The following is a 15,517-nucleotide window of genomic DNA, read 5'->3' as shown; positions in this document are numbered from 1 at the left end:
ACAGAGGTGATCTACGCCTGTGCCCGTTCAGCTTCTCCCGACTCCCCCGACCGACCGATGTGACAGTGGCGAGGCGGCACGAACCGTACCCGTAAGACATGACGGAGGGTGGCGGTCCGCGCGGACCGCCACCCTCCAATGAGTACGCCTACCGTCAGTCCTCGTCGGACTTCGTACCGCTCATCCCCGAGGAGATCAGGTCCATCACCGAGGAGTCCTGCAACGTGGTCACGTCGCCCAGCGACCGGTTCTCCGCCACGTCCCGCAGCAACCGGCGCATGATCTTTCCGGAGCGGGTCTTCGGCAGCTCCGGCACCAGCATGATCTGCCGCGGCTTGGCGATCGGGCCGAGCGTCTTCGACACGTGGTTGCGCAGGTCGGCGATGAGCTGCTCGCCCGCGTCACCAGCGATGTCCGTGCTGCCCCGCGGAATGGCGAACGCGACGATCGCCTGACCGGTGGTCGGGTCGGTCGCGCCGACCACCGCCGCCTCGGCCACCGACGGGTGCGACACCAACGCCGACTCCACCTCGGTCGTCGAGATGTTGTGCCCGGACACCAGCATCACGTCGTCCACCCGGCCGAGCAGCCAGATGTGCCCGTCGTCGTCCTTCTTCGCACCGTCGCCGGCGAAGTACATGCCCTGGAAACGCGACCAGTACGTGTCGATGAACCGGTCGTCGTCGCCCCAGATGGTGCGCAGCATCGACGGCCACGGCTCGCGCAGCACCAGGTAGCCGCCGCCACCGTTCGGCACCGACTGGCCCTGGTCGTCCACCACGTCGGCCACGATGCCCGGCAGCGGCGTCATCGCCGAACCCGGCTTGGCCGCGGTCACCCCGGGCAACGGCGAGATCATGATGGCGCCCGTCTCGGTCTGCCACCAGGTGTCCACCACCGGCAGCTCGCCCCGGCCGATGTGCTGCCGGTACCACATCCAGGCCTCCGGGTTGATCGGCTCGCCGACGCTGCCCAACAGGCGCAGCGACGACAGGTCGAAGCCCGCCGGGATGTCGTCGCCCCACTTCATCATCGTCCGGATCAGGGTGGGAGCGGTGTACAGGATGCTCACCCCGTACTTGTCGATGATCTCCCAGAACCGGCCCTTGTGCGGCGTGTCCGGGGTGCCCTCGTACATCACCTGGGTGGCGCCGTTGGAGAGCGGGCCGTACACGATGTAGGAGTGCCCGGTGACCCAGCCGATGTCGGCCGTGCACCAGTAGACGTCCGTCTCCGGCTTCAGGTCGAACACCGCGTGCGTCGTGTACGACGCCTGGGTGAGGTAGCCGCCGGTGGTGTGCAGGATGCCCTTCGGACGGGCCGTGGTGCCGCTGGTGTAGAGGATGAACAGCGGGTGCTCGGCGTCGAACGGCTGCGCGGTGTGCTCGGCCGACGCGGTCTCCACCGTCTCGTGCCACCAGTGGTCCTTCTCCGACCACGCCACGTCCTCGCCGGTGCGGCGGACCACGAGCACGTGCTCCACCGACGGGGAGCTCGCCACCGCCGCGTCCACAGTGGGCTTCAACGCCGACGGCTTGCCCCGCCGGTAGCCACCATCCGCGGTGATCACCACCTTGGCGCTGGCGTCCTGGATCCGGTTGCTCAACGAGTCGGCCGAGAAGCCACCGAAGACCACGCTGTGCGCGGCGCCGATCCGGGCGCACGCCAACATGGCAACCGCCGCCTCCGGGATCATCGGCAGGTAGATCGCCACCCGGTCGCCAGCGGTCACCCCCAGGTCGGTGAGCGCGTTCGCCGCCCGGCAGGTCAGCTCGTGCAGGTCCGCGTACGTGATGGTGCGGGTGTCTCCCGGTTCGCCCTCCCAGTGGATCGCCACCTTGTCGCCCCGGCCCGCCTCGACGTGCCGGTCCAGGCAGTTGTACGCGACGTTGAGCTGCCCACCCACGAACCACTTCGCGAACGGCGGGTTCGACCAGTCGAGCACCTCATCCCACTTCTTCGACCAGGCCAGCCGATCCGCCTGCTTCGCCCAGAAGGCCAGCCGGTCGGCCTCAGCCTCGGCGTACGCGTCGATGGTGACGTTGGCGTGCGCGGCGAGTTCGGCCGGCGGGGGGAACTGGCGCGTCTCGTTCAGCAGATTGGCCAATGCCTCGCTCATGCCGTGACTCCTCATCCTCGGGGTGACCTGGGTCTCGATGGCACGAGGGTAGTCGCGGGGTCTGCGACCGGCCACGGCTGCCCACTGCGTCGCGCCGAGTGGCCCCCGCCGCGCGCCCGGCGGCCCGTCCCCGCCGGGGTCGCTGCGCGCGATGCCTTGATCAACACGGATTCACGGAAGTCGCGGTGTCCAGGCCAGGCGGACACCGCAACGTCAATGAACCCGTGATGACCTTGCCGGAACTGCCGCGGCGGGTCGGCTGTGTGGCCGCGGCGGTCGGTTGTGCGGCCGCGCCGGGTCGGCCTTGTGGCTGCGGCGGCCGGCTGTGCGGCTGCGCCGGGGCGGCTGTGTGGCCGGGTCGGCTGTGCGGCCGCGCCGGGTCTGCTGTGCGGCTGCGCCAGGCGCGCAGGCTCTCCTCGATCGTGGCCGCGCCGAGGCGGCTCGCGGCGGGTGGGGGCGAAGCTGCGCCGGGTGAGGTGCCGCGCCGGGCGGGTGGTCCCTGTCGCGTTGCGGGCGGGTGCGGCCCACCGGGCCGGGCCGGGTCGCTAGCGTGGCGGGGTGACCACCGACCCGCTCGCCCCGTTGCTCGCGCTCGCCGACATCACCGCCGCCGTCGAGCAGGCCCGCGCGCGGTTCGACCAGGCGCTCGGGCACCGGGCGCTGCGCCGGCACGGTGGACAGGTCGCCGCCGAGGTCAGCCTTCGCTCCGCGGTGGCCAGCGCGGCCCTCGAGGGTGCCGGGCATGAGCGTGAGGCGGTCCGGGCCGGCACCGTCACCGACCCGGTGCTCCAGGGAGCGCTGCGGGTCGCCGGAGCGCTGCCGGGCCTGAGCGAGCTGTGGCCGAAGGCGCCCCGCCAGGCGCTCGCGAAACTGCACGTGCTCGCCGCACGGGACCTGGTGTCGGAATCCGAGCTGGGCCGCCCGGTCGCCGACCCGGTGGTCGCCACCCGGCTGGACGGGCTGGCCGGCCTCGTCGCAGGCGGCACGAAGGTCTCCCCGTTGGTGCTCGCCGCGGTCGTACACGGGGAGTTGCTGAACCTGCGTCCGTTCGCCGGGCCGTCCGGCGTGGTGGCCCGTGGGGCCGCCCGGCTGGTGCTGCTCGCCAGTGGCCTCGACCCGCGTGGCCTGCTCCCCGTCGACGTCGGGCACCGCGAGCGGGAGCCCGAGTACGTCGGCGCGGCCGGTGCCTTCGCCACCGGCACCCCGGACGGGCTGCGCTCCTGGCTACGCCACTACATGGCCGCCGTCGAGGTCGGCACCGACCAGCTCACCGCCATCGGGGACGAGATCCTCGCCGCCGCCTGAGCGGCGATCGGTCCCGCCGCCCCGGACCGGCCCGTCCTTGCGGTGCCGATCATGGAGTTGTGGTGCACCGCAAAGGATGCCAATTGGTCGGAGACGCCCACCACAAGCCCATGATCGACCTGGACGGGGGTGGGGCGGGTCGGTCAGGCGGTGGTGGCGGCTCGGGTTCGGCGGTGCCTGCCGTACCAGGCGATGCCGATGGCCACGCCCACCCCGACCCCCAGGGCCGCCGCGGCCACCGGGACCGCGGGACGTTCCCGCCACCGCCGGCCCAGCGGGATCGGGTGCCGGAACTCCAGCACCGGCCACGCGTTCTCCGAGGCCAGCTTGCGTAGCTGCCGGTCCGGGTTGACCACGCTGGGGTGGCCCACGCACTCCAGCAGGGGGCGGTCGCTGTACGAGTCGGAGTAGGCGTACGAATCAGCCAGGTCGTAGTCCCGGGCGGCGGCCAACTCGCTGACCGCCTCGACCTTGCTCGGACCGGCCGCGTAGAACTCGACCTCGCCGCTGTACCGACCGTCCCGCACCGTCATCCGGGTGGCGATCACGTCGGTCACCCCGAGCAGCTCGCCGATCGGCCGGACCATCTCCTCGCCGGACGCCGACACCAGCACAACGTCCCGCCCAGCGGCCTGGTGCTCCTCGATCAGGGCGGCGGCTTCGGCGTACACGTAGGGGTTGATCAGCTCGTGCAGCGTCTCCGCGACGATCTGCCGGACCTGCTCCACCTGCCAGCCCTTGCAGAGCGCAGCCAGGTAGTCCCGTGTTCGGGCCATGGTCTGCTCGTCGGTGCCGCCCAGCCGGAACATCAGCTGCGCGTACGCCGACTTGACCACGTCACGCCGGGTGATCAGCCCATCCCGGTAGAACGGCCGACCGAACGCCAGGGCGCTCGACTTGGCGATGACGGTCTTGTCCAGATCGAAGAAAGCGGCACTTCGGCCCACGGCGCGAAAGTCTAGCCGGATGGTCTATCGTCGGCGGGTGCCCGGGGTCATGCCACCCCTCAGACCTGCGGGCTCTCCGCTCCGCGTGATCACGCTCACACTCTGCGAGGAGATTTTCGCAGTGAGTGGAGGCAGCACCACTCGACGTGACGGGCCCGCTCAGGCAGACTTGTCCGTACGACGAGCTTTCACATCCTCGAAACAGGCAGACCCTCAGCGGTTGCACCCCCCGTGACCGCTGAGTGGTTCGGCTCGACCCCCCCGGAGCCGAACCTCCGACGACCCCCGTCTCCCCCCGACGGGGGTCGTCCCTTTTCGTGGGAGCGCGCCACCGCTGCAAGCGCGCCGGCTGTTGGCCTGTGGCCACAGGGCTCGATGCGCGACACACCTCCGCAACATGAGGCGCGCTCGTGCGATGAAGCGGGGGCTGTCGATGAGCGGTACCCGCTCGGACGAGGTCTCCTCCCAACTCGTCGCGGACCGTGCGATCGCCGCCCGCCGTGTAATTTGCCAAACGGGACGAGCTGAGGAGGAAACACGTGGCTTCTGGTGGCTTCTCGTCGAAACGGCTGGCTCGGCTGCAAGGGTTGCTTGACCGCCACGTCGAGTCCGGCTTCGTCCCGGGCATGGTGGTCGTCCTCGCCCGGCACGGCGAGGTGCACGTCGAGGCGACGGGTCATCTCGCGTTCGAGGGCCCCGGGTCGCGGACGCCGATGGCGATGGACACGATCTGTCGCCTGGGCTCGATGACGAAGCCGATCGTCGCCGCGTGTGCGATGGCCCTCGTCGAGGACTGCACCCTCCGACTCGACGATCCGGTCGACGATCTCCTCCCGGAGTTGGCGGACATGAGGGTGCTCGCCGATCCCCACGGCCCGCTGAACGACACCGTCCCGGCGGAACGCCCGATAACGCTGCGGGACGTCCTGGACGGCACCCTTGGCACCGGCATGGTCCCCGCCGAACCGGGAACGGTGCCGATCGCCGACGCGCTGGACGCACTCGAATATCAGTCGCCGGACGAGTGGATCCGCCAGCTCGGTGACCTTCCGCTCGTCCACCAGCCGGGTGAGCGCTGGATGTACGACACCGCCGCCAACGTCACCGGCGTGCTCATCGCCCGGGCCACCGGCATGTCCTTCGGGGATGCCGTCCGTGAGCGGGTCGGCAAGCCGTTGGGAATGGCCGACACCGCCTTCAGTGTGGGTAGCGAGAGCATCGGCCGGTTCGCGACGGCGTACGAGCAGGACAACGCCGCCACCGGCGAGCCGGTTGTCGAGGACGCCCCCGACGGGCGGTTCAGTCGACAGCGGATGTTCGAGTCCGGCGGCGGCGGGCTCGTCTCGACCGCCCAGGACTACCTGGCCTTCGCCTCGGCGCTGCTCGCCGGCGGCGCCCACGGCGGCGAGCGGGTGCTGTCGCGACCGGCGGTGACGCTGATGACGAGCGACCACCTGACCCCGACACAGAAGGCCATCTCCGGGTTCTGGCCCGGATACTTCGACGCCATCGGCTGGGGTTTCGGAATGTCGGTCCGGACCCGCCGTACGCATCTCGGGCCCTCGGTCGGCAGTTACGGATGGCCCGGCTTCTACGGCACCGCCTGGTACAACGACCCCGCCGAGGACCTGACCACGATCGTGTTCATGCAGCGGGCGCACGCGGGCGACCAGCGGTTGCCGATGTGGCACGACTTCTGGACCACCGTCTACCAGGCGATCGACGACTGACTGGCCGCATGCCTGACGGCTGACTTCGGGGTCGCTCCTTCCGGGAGCGGCCCCGCTGTCTTTCCCGCAGCGGCAGTAGCTGCGAACTTGCCCGCACTCGTAGCAGATCAACTGCCTCGGCGGGGGTTTTCCACAGCCCACCAGGTTGTCCACAGGCGACCACATCGGGACGGGTCGTGGGGCGGATTCCGAGCACTGTCGACGGCATACCAGAGCCCGACCGCTGGAGGCCGCGATGCCACCCCGTACCACGGTTCCGCCGATCCGCCGGCTCCCGCTGGTCGTCACCGGCGACGACGATCTGCTCGATGATGTGCTCCGGCTCGCCGCCGTCGGCGGGACCGAGGTGGAGCTCGCCCGCGACCCAGCGGCTGCCCGCACCCGGTGGCTTCCCGCGCCCCTGGTGCTGCTCGGCGCCGATCAGGCGCAGGCCTGCCTGCGCGCCCGGTTGCCGCAGCGACCCCGGCTGGTGCTGCTCGGCCGGGCTGGTCAGCTCGACCCTGGCTGGCAGATCGCCGAGCTGATCGGGGCCGAGCACGTCGCCACGCTGCCGGCGGCGGAGCCGTGGTTGGTGGATCGGTTCGCCGAGCATGATCCGGACCGTCCGGCCGGTGTCGGCGCCCGGGTCGTCGCGGTCCTCGGTGGTCGAGGCGGTGCGGGCGCGAGTGTGCTCGCCGGTGGTCTTGCGGTGACCGCCGCCCGGGCCCGGCTGCGCACCCTCCTGGTCGACGCCGACCCGCTCGGCGGTGGCCTCGACCTCGTGCTGGGCTGGGAGCAGTTGGAAGGCCTGCGCTGGCCGTCGCTCACCAGCGCCGACGGACGGGTGGACGCCCCGGCGCTGGTGCAGGCCCTGCCCAGCCGGGGTGATCTCGTGGTGCTCTCCTGGGACCGCGGCGAGATGCTGCCGTTGCCGGCGACGGCCATGGCGGCGACCGTCGACGCGGCCCGACGGGGGCGGGACTTCGTGGTGATCGACCTGCCCCGACAGTTGGACGACGCGGCCGTGGTGGCCCTGCAAGCCGCCGACCAGGGGTTCGTCGTCGTGCCGGCCGAGTTGCGGGCCACCGCTGCGGCCACTCGGGTGGTGGCCGCCGCCGCCCCGCACTGCGCTGCGCTCTCGGTGGTGGTGCGCGGGCCTGCGCCAGGGCGGTTGCGGGCGTCCGAGGTGGCACGCGCGCTGGGCCTCCCGCTGGCCGGCACGTTGCGCCCCGAGCCGGGGCTCTGCCGTGGGCTGGAACGGGGCGAGGCGCCGGCCGCCGGGGGCAAGGGCCCACTCGCCGCGCTCTGCCAACGGATCGTCACCGACCTCACCGGCGTGCCGGCTACGGGTGCGGCATGACCGCCGGGCCGGAGGACGGCACGCTCGCCGCCCGGGTACGGCAGCGGATCGCCGCCGCCACCGCCCCGGTCACCGCCGCGGCCATCGTCTCCGCGGTACGGGCCGAGCCCGCCGCCGCAGTACTCGGTGACACCGCCATGCTGCGGATCGCCGACCGGGTGCGCGACGATCTCGTCGGCGCCGGGCCGTTGGCGCCACTGCTCGCCGACCCGGAGGTCACCGACGTCCTCGTCAACGGCGTCCGGGTCTGGGTCGACCGCGGGTCGGGGCTGCACCAGGTCGCCGTCCCATTGGGCTCGGTGGAGGACGTCCGCCGGTTGGCGCAGCGCCTGATCGCCAGCGCGGGGCGACGGCTCGACGACGGCTCCCCGTACGCGGACGCGCGGCTTCCCGACGGCACCCGACTGCACGCCGTGCTGCCGCCGGTTGCGACCGAAGGTCCCTACCTGTCGCTGCGGACCTTCCGACACCGGCCGTTCACCCTCGACGAGTTGGTGCGCCAGGGGACAGTGCCGCGACCGCTGGCACCACTGCTCGCCGCGGTCGTGGCGGCCCGCTTGGCGTACCTGGTGACCGGGGGCACCGGCTCGGGCAAGACGACATTGCTCAACACCCTGCTGGGGATGGTGCCGGCCACCGAACGGATCGTGCTGGTGGAGGACGCCGCCGAGCTGCGTCCGGGGCATCCGCACGTGGTGGGGCTCCAGGCTCGTACCGCCAATGTGGAGGGAACGGGCGTGGTCAGCCTGGCGGACCTGGTCCGTCAGGCGTTGCGGATGCGCCCGGACCGGCTGGTGGTCGGGGAGTGCCGGGGCGGTGAGGTGGTCGACCTGCTGGCCGCGCTCAACACCGGTCACGACGGGGGCGCCGGCACGCTGCACGCCAACACACCGTCGGACGTGCCGGCCCGGTTGGAGGCCCTGGGCATGTTGGGTGGGCTGCCTCGCGCCGCGCTGCACGCCCAGGTGGCCGCCGCGTTGCAGGTGCTGTTTCAGGTGCGACGCAGCGACCGGGGTCGCGTCCTGGAGTCGGTCTGCCTGCTGCTGCCCGAGGGGCCCGAACGGATGGTGACCGTGGTGCCCGCCTGGGTGCGCGGCAGTGGGCTCGGGCTCGCGGCTCGTGCCCTCGGGGCGCTGCTGCGGGAGCGTGGGGTGGCGGTGCCGCCCATCCTCAGCGAACCCTGGCCCGGATCGGCGGGTCCGGCATGACTGTCGAGACGATGCTGGTGGCGGCGCTGCTCCTGCTCGCCGCTGCCCTGGTGGCGTGGCCCATGCGGAGCATTCGGGCCCGTCGACGTCGCGTGCTGGCACCGGGACGGAGGGCCGGCGTCGTCGATCCGGATGACGCCCTGGTGCAGTGGATCAGGGAACTCGGTCGCACGCCGGACGGGCCGGTCGACGGCACCGGCGCTGCCCCGACCTCGGGTCATCCGGTCGGCATCGCGGTCGAGTCGGCAACTACCGGGGGTGCCAGCGGAAGGCGTACGGCACTCGGCTGGCCCGACCGGGACGTCACCCGCAGCCCGAGGTGGCCGGGAGCGGCAGGCGGTTTCACGCGTCCGGAGGGCCCGACGCGCCCGCCGGCCCGTCGGGATCCCCGACGCCCGACCGGCACCGGCCGCCCAGAGGTGGACCCCACCATGCTCGACGCCGAACGACGGCCGAGCGCATCGGCGGCCACGATCACGCTCGGTGTCAGCGGTGTGGACGTAACCGGTCGGAACGACGTCCCCGGTCCGGCAACCGCAGATGGGCACGGCGACCTGGACGCCGGCAGTTGGGGCGACGCGTCCGCCGGGTGCGCGATCGCCGATTGCCGCGCCCACGGGCGCGTAGGCCCGACCGACAGAAGACCGCGTACGCCTTCGTTGTTGCGCATCTCGCGATCGACGGCCCGGGTGCTGCCGGTGGTCGGTCTGCTCGGTGGTGGTGTGGGTGCCGTGGTCGGCGGTCCGGTGGCCGCGGTCGCGATGGCCGGGTACGGCACGCTGGCCGTGCGCGCCGCGCTGCGTTGGCGAGTGAACCGGAGCGCCGAGCGGGACCGACGACGTGGGCTGGACCAGCTCTGCGGCCTCGCGGCGGACTTGCGGGCCGGCCTGCCCGTCCCACACGCCCTCGACGTCACCGCCGTCGGGAGTGACGGGGCGAGCCGCTTACGTCAGCTGACCTCGGCGGCGGTGCGGTTGGCCGACCGGACCGGCGCGCCGCTGGCGGAGCTTCTGGAGCGGATCGAGGCGGACGCTCGGGCGACCGACCGGGGTCTGGCAGCGGCGGCGGCCCAGGCGGCCGGTGCCCGGGCCACGGCCTGGCTACTGGCGGCCCTGCCGGTTGGCGGGATCGGGCTGGGGTACGGCATCGGCGTCGACCCCATGGCGGTGCTCCTGCACAGCACGGTCGGCGGCGCTAGCGCGATTGTGGCGATCGCCCTCCAGGTCGTGGGCCTCCTCTGGGCGGAACGGTTGGGCGCGGCACCGGGGCGGGCCGGATGACGGCCCGCGGCCCAGCCGGCCAGTCCAACTCAGCCGGCCAACGCAGCTCTGGGAGCCAACACAGCTCTGGGCGCCAACACAGCTCGGGGAGCCAACGCGGCTGGGCCGGCCAGCGCAGCCCAGCCGGCCGGCCCAGCTCGGCGAGCCAAGCCAGCTCAGCGAGCCAGGCCAGCTCGGCGAGCCAGCCCAGCTCAACCAGGCGGCGACGGCCGGACGCGATCCGGCTCGTGGCGGTGCTGGCTGGGCTCGCCGTGGCCGTCGTCGTCGAGGGCTGGCTCGGGCTGCTCGGCGCTCTCCCGGCCACGTTCCTGCTCGATGTCCTGTTGCGGCGGATCGAGTCGCCCGCTGTGCGTAGGCGACGGCAGCAGGAGGCCACCGACCTCCCGCTTGCCGCCGACCTTCTGGCGGCGGCGATGCGGGCGGGCGCCCCGGTGGACCGGTCGGTGTTGGCCGTCGCCGAGGCACTGGACGGACCGCTCGCCGGCCGGTTGGCCCGTGTTGGCCGCACGCTGCTGCTTGGCGGTGGCCCAGCGGAGGCATGGTCCGCGCTGGACGGAGTGCCGGGCGCGGAGCGCCTGACCGCAGCGGCGTTGCGCTCGGCCAACAGTGGTGCCGCCCTGGCCGGCGCACTGACCCGGCTCGCCGACGACCTGCGCGCCGACCGGGCCACCGCTGCCGAGGCATCGGCCCGCCGGGCGGGTGTGCTCATCGTCCTGCCGCTGGGGCTCTGCTTCCTGCCGGCGTTCATTCTCGCCGGACTCGTGCCGGTGATCGTCGCCGTTCTCGGCGATGTGCTCTGACCCATCGAGAAGGGAAACAGTCATGCGCAAACTCATCGCTCGCCTGCGCGGCGATGCCGGAATGAACACGGCCGAGTACGCCGTGGGCACCCTCGCGGCGGTCGCCTTCGCCGGGATCCTGCTGAAGGTGCTGACCTCCGGCAACGTTCAGTCGGCGCTGACCGCTGTCATCGACCGGGCACTGAAGTGATCGAGCGTCGGCGGGCCGGCCGCGATCCAGGGTCGGGCGTTCCCGGGCTGGCGGTGCGCGGCGGGCGGAGACTTCGCGTCCCCCCGCGGACCGTTGGCGGGGACCGGGGGTCCTTCACCGCCGAACTGGCGGCCGGCCTGCCGGCGCTGCTCCTGCTCCTGCTGGCCGGCCTCACCGCGGTCAACGCCGTCAGCGCACAGGCGGGCTGCCTGCACGCGGCCCGGGAGGCTGCGCTCGCCGCCGCCCGGGGCGCGGACGGCAGCGCGGAGGGTGGCCGGGCGGCGCCGCCGGGGGCGGCGGTGTCGGTGTCCGTCGACGGCGACCGGGTGCAGGCGACGGTACGGGCACCCGTCCGGACGTTGGGCGGCCGGCTACCGCGGATCACCGTGGCCGCCACCGCCGTCGCCGCCGTCGAACCGGGCACTCACGAGGGGAGCTGGTAGTGCCACGACCTGGCGATCCGTCACACCGCGCCGGTCACCCACCGGCTTCGGAAGAGTTCGTTGATGGCCGGCCGGACCGGCAGCGAGGTGGCGCGATTGTCCTGCTGCTGGCGATGGGGCTCGTCTTCGTGGTGTTCGGGACGTTCGGCGCGGCCATCGTCGCTGCCGGAATGGCGCGCCAGCGGGCGGCCGTAGCAGCCGATCTCGGTGCGCTGGCCGGGGCGGCCCGAGCGCTCGACGGCGACGCTGCGGCTTGTGCATCCGCGTCCGACCTCGCCAATCGCAACGATGGCCGGCTGGTCGGCTGTCACCTCGACGGGCTGGACGTGCTGGTGACGGTCGAGGTGGCGTTCACGCCACTACCCGGCTTGAGTCGGGTGGCTTCGGCGAGCGCCCGCGCCGGCCCGGTCCGGGGCTGACCCTCGCGGTGGCCCTGCGGCCTGCCGGCCGGGGACTGGTCGAGGGCCAGGTCCCGGCCGGCTGCCGAGGATTGGGTGGCGCGACGGCGACCACCGAGGGTCACCGCAGCGCCCTGGTCCGGGCCGGGTGTGTCAGCGGGCCTGGAGCGCGTCGAGGGCGACGGCCATCGCGATGACCAGGCGACGGTCGATCTGCGGGTTCTGCACCTCGACGACGTACTTGTCGCGCAGGCCCCACTTCTTGACCACGGTGAAGACCGGCTGGCCGTTCGCGGTGAAGTCGAAGTGGTACGGCAGCCAGGACAGCGAGTCGACGAACCGACGCAGCAGCGCCACCGGCATGCTGCGCTCCTGGCCCGTCACCTGCGGCAGGCCGCTCTGCTCGACGTGCCAGGTGGACCGCAGCAGCGACTGGGCGAAGTCCTTGCGGAACAGGCCGATCGGGTTGCCGGCCGCGTCGGTGACGTCGTACGTGGCGCCGAGGTCGATGCGCTGGCGGGCCTTGAAGCCGAGCAGCGGCTGCTGCTTGGAATCGTCCGTGTAGATGGTCACCTGCTCCTTGAAGGCGAGCCGCTTCTGCTGCGCGAACGCCAGCAGCTCACCCTCGGTGCCGTCGGGGGAGACCGCCCGGACCTCGTACTGGTTGACCATCATGCGCAGGCGCTGGCGGATGTGGAACTGGTGCTGGCCCTGCAAGTTGTCGAGCTGCATGTGTACTCCTCTGGGGTTGGTGCGCCGGAGTCTCGCACAGCCCGACAACCGTCGCGCCCCCTGCTATCCATGATCAGTTGCTGCTGGGTAGCCGTCGAGGTAGCCAGACGGACGACTACCCAGCACGGAGTGATCACTGGTGCCCTAGCAGGATCACTCCGGAAGACCTCAGCGACTGTCGACGGAGGTCGCGGCCCGCAGCGACCAGGTGTTGAGCACCTGGTGGATGCCGCGCAGCCGCTCGTTGATCTGTTCCAGCCGTTCCGCCTGGGCCAGGGCGGCCAGTGCCGACCCCAGCGCGATCTGCTGGTCGAGGGTGAGATTGTCCTGGTCGATGGTGTAGAGCAGGTCGACGGTCTCGGCGATGGTGTCGGCCACAGCTTCTCCTCGGGCACGGGGGGGCGATAGCAGCATTGGCATCGATGGAAGCGCTCCCACACCATTGTGCCCCGTGCCATGCCGATTCATGCAAGCCGCTCAGTCCGGCAGGTTCGTCAGCACCACGTCGAGCACCCGGATCGCGTCCGGCTTGGAGAGGGGGTTGTTGCCGTTACCGCATTTCGGTGACTGCACGCAGGACGGGCAGCCGGCCTCGCAGCCGCACTCCGCGATCGCGTCCCGGGTGGCCCGCAGCCACGCCGCCGCCGTCCCGTACGCCCGCTCGGCGAACCCGGCGCCACCCGGATGCCCGTCGTAGACGAAGACGGTCGGCGCCTCGGTGTCCGGGTGCAGCGCGGTGGAGATCCCACCGATGTCCCACCGGTCGCAGGTCGCCATCAGCGGCAGCAGACCGATCGCGGCGTGTTCGGCGGCGTGCAGCGCACCCGGCACGTCGGCCGGCTGGACCCCGGCGAGGGCCAACGACTGCGGTGACAGGGTGAACCAGACCGCCACCGTGCGCAGCTCCCGGGTGGGCAGGTCGAGCGGCCGGGTGTCGATCACCTCGCCGGTGGCGATCCGCCGCCGCTGGTACGACACCACCTGGCTGGTCACGTCCACCTCACCGAGGAACATGCCGACCGGCCCGGCGTCCACGTAGGAGCGCACCGACACCACGGACAGGTCGGTGACGTCACGGGCGTGGGTGGACCAGTCCGGCTCCTCGGCGCGCACCAGCGCGCAACCGTCGGCCAGGTCCAGCTGGTCGACCACGTACGAGACGCCCTGGTGCAGATAGACGGCACCGGAGTGCAGCAGGAAGTGCGACGAGCCGCCGTCGACGGTGCCGAGCAGCCGGCCGGTCGACGACTCCACCACGGCGACCGGGGCACCGCCCTCGCCGCGCAGGTCCACCTCGGGCCGCTCCCGGTGCCGCCAGTACCAACCGGTGGGCCGCTGCCGCAGCGCTCCCGCAGCGACCAGTTCGTCGACCGCCTCCTTCGCCCCGTCGCCGAAGAGCGCCAGGTCGGCCGGGGTGAGCGGCGCCTCCACCGCGGCGCAGGCGAGCTGCGGTGCCAGCACGTACGGGTTGGCCGGGTCGAGCACCGTCGCCTCCACCGGCGCGCCGAAGATCGCCTCCGGGTGGTGCACCAGGTAGGTGTCCAGGGGGTCGTCCCGGGCCACCAGCACCGCGAGGGCCTCCTGCCCGGAACGCCCGGCGCGGCCCGCCTGCTGCCACAGCGACGCGCGGGTGCCCGGGTAGCCGCAGATCAGTACCGCGTCGAGCCCGACCAGGTCCACGCCCAGCTCCAGCGCGTTGGTCGAGGCCAGGCCGAGCAGGTCGCCGGTCAGCAGGGCCCGTTCCAGCTCGCGCCGCTCCTCCCGCAGGTAACCGCCGCGGTAGGCGGCCACCCGGTCGCCGAGCCCCGGCACCGCGTCGTCCAGCGCTCGACGCGCGTTGGCGGCCACCACCTCGGCACCCTTGCGGGAGCGGACGAACGCGAGGGTGCGTACCCCCTCGGCGACCGTGTCGGCGAGCAGGTCCGCGGTCTCGCGCAGCGCCGACCGGCGGACCTGGTGAAGCTCGTCGTGCTCGCCCGTCGCCTGCGGCGGCACCGGAGAGGAGGCCGACGAGTCGGGTGGCAGCAGCGGCGGTTCCCAGAGTGCGAAGGTCACCCCGCCGCGGGGGGAGGCGTCCTCGGTGACCGCTGTCACCGGCAGGCCGGTCAGCCGTCCGGCCGCGGTGGCCGGGTCGCTGGAGGTGGCCGAGGCGAGCACGAACACCGGGGTGGCCCCGAACCGGGCGCACTGCCGACGCAGCCGACGCAGCACGTGCGCGACGTGCGAGCCGAACACGCCCCGGTAGGTGTGGCACTCGTCGATCACCACGTACGCGAGGCGGCGCAGGAAGCCGGACCACTGGGCGTGCCCGGGCAGGATGCCGTGGTGCAGCATGTCCGGGTTGGTCAGCACGAACCGGGAGTGCCGGCGGATCCACTCCCGCTCGGTGCGCGGAGTGTCCCCGTCGTAGCAGGCGGGGCGGACCCCCTCCAGCTCCAGCGCGGCGACGGCGCGCAACTGGTCCGCGGCGAGGGCCTTGGTCGGCGCCAGGTAGAGAACCGTGGCCCGGGGGTCGGCGAGCACTGTGGCCAGGGCGGGCAGCTGGTACGCCAGCGACTTGCCGGACGCGGTGCCGGTGGCGACGACCACGTGCTGGCCCTCGTACGCCAGGTTGGCCGCCTCGGCCTGGTGCTGCCAGGGTGCGACCACGCCGCGCCGGGTGAACGCCGCGCGCAACTCCTCCGATGCCCACGACGGCCACGGCGCGGGCACCCCGGCGCGGGCCGGCACCCGCTCGACGTGGGTGACCGGGTCGGCGGCGCCCCGGGCGCGTAGCCGGCGCAGCAGGTCGGCCGGCGTTGGCCCGGGGCCGGGACCAGCGGATACGGTGGCCGCGGACGACGACTCCAGGTCGTCGCGCGGGGTGCCGCGCGCGGAGCTGAAGTCGTTGGAGGTCACGCCCTGCACTCTCGCACTGGTGTTCGGAGATGAAAAGTCGGACACCGGGGTAAGGGGAAGCCTCCGCTGGCGTCCGCAGGCCGTCCCGGCGGTAGTGGTTAGATGCCCACGAGAGTTTACGGCTCTGG

The 15,517-nt window shown here is 72.6% G+C and carries 14 protein-coding genes; 9 read left to right on the top strand and 5 right to left on the bottom strand.

What is annotated here, in order from left to right; all coding sequences use genetic code 11:
* Nucleotides 1–154: 154 nt before the first annotated feature.
* Nucleotides 155–2,119, bottom strand: a complete 1,965-nt coding sequence (acs, locus tag ABTW72_RS04485; protein WP_350854244.1) for an acetate--CoA ligase — start codon at nucleotides 2,117–2,119, stop codon at nucleotides 155–157.
* Nucleotides 2,120–2,677: 558 nt separating this feature from the next.
* Here acs and ABTW72_RS04480 point away from each other — a divergent pair.
* A complete protein-coding gene (locus tag ABTW72_RS04480; RefSeq protein WP_350854241.1) occupies nucleotides 2,678–3,424 on the top strand; it encodes a Fic family protein in 747 nt (248 codons plus the stop codon).
* A 143-nt stretch (nucleotides 3,425–3,567) separates the two neighbouring features.
* Here ABTW72_RS04480 and ABTW72_RS04475 read toward each other — a convergent pair whose 3' ends face one another.
* The gene (locus ABTW72_RS04475; RefSeq protein ID WP_350854238.1) at nucleotides 3,568–4,371 is read right to left on the bottom strand and encodes an HAD family hydrolase; all 804 of its coding nucleotides are present in this window, start codon (nucleotides 4,369–4,371) and stop codon (nucleotides 3,568–3,570) included.
* 539 nt (nucleotides 4,372–4,910) lie between these two features.
* Between ABTW72_RS04475 and ABTW72_RS04470 the strand changes: the two genes are divergently transcribed.
* The 8 genes from ABTW72_RS04470 (at nucleotide 4,911) to ABTW72_RS04435 (ending at nucleotide 11,780) form a co-directional block, all read left to right on the top strand.
* Complete coding sequence (locus ABTW72_RS04470) at nucleotides 4,911–6,101, top strand: serine hydrolase domain-containing protein (RefSeq protein ID WP_350854235.1); 1,191 nt, start codon at nucleotides 4,911–4,913, stop codon at nucleotides 6,099–6,101.
* A gap of 235 nt (nucleotides 6,102–6,336) precedes the next feature.
* The gene (gene ssd, locus ABTW72_RS04465; protein WP_350854232.1) at nucleotides 6,337–7,440 is read left to right on the top strand and encodes a septum site-determining protein Ssd; all 1,104 of its coding nucleotides are present in this window, start codon (nucleotides 6,337–6,339) and stop codon (nucleotides 7,438–7,440) included.
* On the top strand, nucleotides 7,437–8,648 hold the full coding sequence (locus ABTW72_RS04460) for a TadA family conjugal transfer-associated ATPase (RefSeq protein ID WP_350854229.1): 1,212 nt from the start codon (nucleotides 7,437–7,439) through the stop codon (nucleotides 8,646–8,648). Before ssd ends, ABTW72_RS04460 begins: the two co-directional genes overlap by 4 nt.
* Nucleotides 8,645–9,928 carry a type II secretion system F family protein gene (locus tag ABTW72_RS04455; protein ID WP_350854226.1) on the top strand — a complete coding sequence of 428 codons (1,284 nt, stop codon included), beginning with the start codon at nucleotides 8,645–8,647 and terminating at the stop codon, nucleotides 9,926–9,928. The genes ABTW72_RS04460 and ABTW72_RS04455 overlap by 4 nt, the downstream gene beginning before the upstream one ends.
* Before the next feature lie 218 nt (nucleotides 9,929–10,146).
* The gene (locus ABTW72_RS04450; protein WP_350855392.1) at nucleotides 10,147–10,728 is read left to right on the top strand and encodes a type II secretion system F family protein; all 582 of its coding nucleotides are present in this window, start codon (nucleotides 10,147–10,149) and stop codon (nucleotides 10,726–10,728) included.
* Nucleotides 10,729–10,750: 22 nt separating this feature from the next.
* Entirely contained in the window at nucleotides 10,751–10,918 is a 168-nt protein-coding gene (locus ABTW72_RS04445) for a DUF4244 domain-containing protein (protein WP_081883916.1), read from the top strand.
* A 53-nt stretch (nucleotides 10,919–10,971) separates the two neighbouring features.
* Nucleotides 10,972–11,361 (top strand): TadE family type IV pilus minor pilin, encoded by a 390-nt coding sequence (locus tag ABTW72_RS04440; protein ID WP_350855389.1) that lies wholly within the window; start codon nucleotides 10,972–10,974, stop codon nucleotides 11,359–11,361.
* Nucleotides 11,361–11,780: an Rv3654c family TadE-like protein gene (locus ABTW72_RS04435; RefSeq protein ID WP_502892156.1), complete on the top strand. Its 420-nt coding sequence runs from the start codon at nucleotides 11,361–11,363 to the stop codon at nucleotides 11,778–11,780. Before ABTW72_RS04440 ends, ABTW72_RS04435 begins: the two co-directional genes overlap by 1 nt.
* A gap of 132 nt (nucleotides 11,781–11,912) precedes the next feature.
* Here the strand turns inward: ABTW72_RS04435 and ABTW72_RS04430 are convergent, their stop codons facing one another.
* The 3 genes from ABTW72_RS04430 to ABTW72_RS04420 form a co-directional block, all read right to left on the bottom strand.
* Nucleotides 11,913–12,491, bottom strand: a complete 579-nt coding sequence (locus tag ABTW72_RS04430) for an LURP-one-related family protein (protein WP_350854223.1) — start codon at nucleotides 12,489–12,491, stop codon at nucleotides 11,913–11,915.
* A gap of 168 nt (nucleotides 12,492–12,659) precedes the next feature.
* Complete coding sequence (locus tag ABTW72_RS04425) at nucleotides 12,660–12,869, bottom strand: hypothetical protein (protein WP_328651309.1); 210 nt, start codon at nucleotides 12,867–12,869, stop codon at nucleotides 12,660–12,662.
* Nucleotides 12,870–12,968: 99 nt separating this feature from the next.
* Nucleotides 12,969–15,341, bottom strand: coding sequence for a DEAD/DEAH box helicase (locus tag ABTW72_RS04420; RefSeq protein ID WP_502892166.1), 2,373 nt, complete (start codon nucleotides 15,339–15,341; stop codon nucleotides 12,969–12,971).
* Nucleotides 15,342–15,517 lie beyond the last annotated feature (176 nt).

This window comes from Micromonospora sp. NPDC127501, from assembly GCF_040302185.1.
Lineage (GTDB): Bacteria > Actinomycetota > Actinomycetes > Mycobacteriales > Micromonosporaceae > Micromonospora.
The sequence above is the reverse complement of the archived record's forward strand: the minus strand, read 5'-3'. Positions and strand labels throughout refer to the sequence as shown.

Excerpts from the sequence above, each read along its gene's own strand:
- acs (WP_350854244.1), bottom strand. The coding sequence starts at position 2,119 with ATGAGCGAGGCATTGGCCAATCTGCTGAACGAGACGCGCCAGTTCCCC.
- ssd (WP_350854232.1), top strand. The coding sequence starts at position 6,337 with ATGCCACCCCGTACCACGGTTCCGCCGATCCGCCGGCTCCCGCTGGTC.
- ABTW72_RS04460 (WP_350854229.1), top strand. The coding sequence starts at position 7,437 with ATGACCGCCGGGCCGGAGGACGGCACGCTCGCCGCCCGGGTACGGCAG.
- ABTW72_RS04455 (WP_350854226.1), top strand. The coding sequence starts at position 8,645 with ATGACTGTCGAGACGATGCTGGTGGCGGCGCTGCTCCTGCTCGCCGCT.
- ABTW72_RS04445 (WP_081883916.1), top strand. The coding sequence starts at position 10,751 with ATGCGCAAACTCATCGCTCGCCTGCGCGGCGATGCCGGAATGAACACG.
- ABTW72_RS04430 (WP_350854223.1), bottom strand. The coding sequence starts at position 12,491 with ATGCAGCTCGACAACTTGCAGGGCCAGCACCAGTTCCACATCCGCCAG.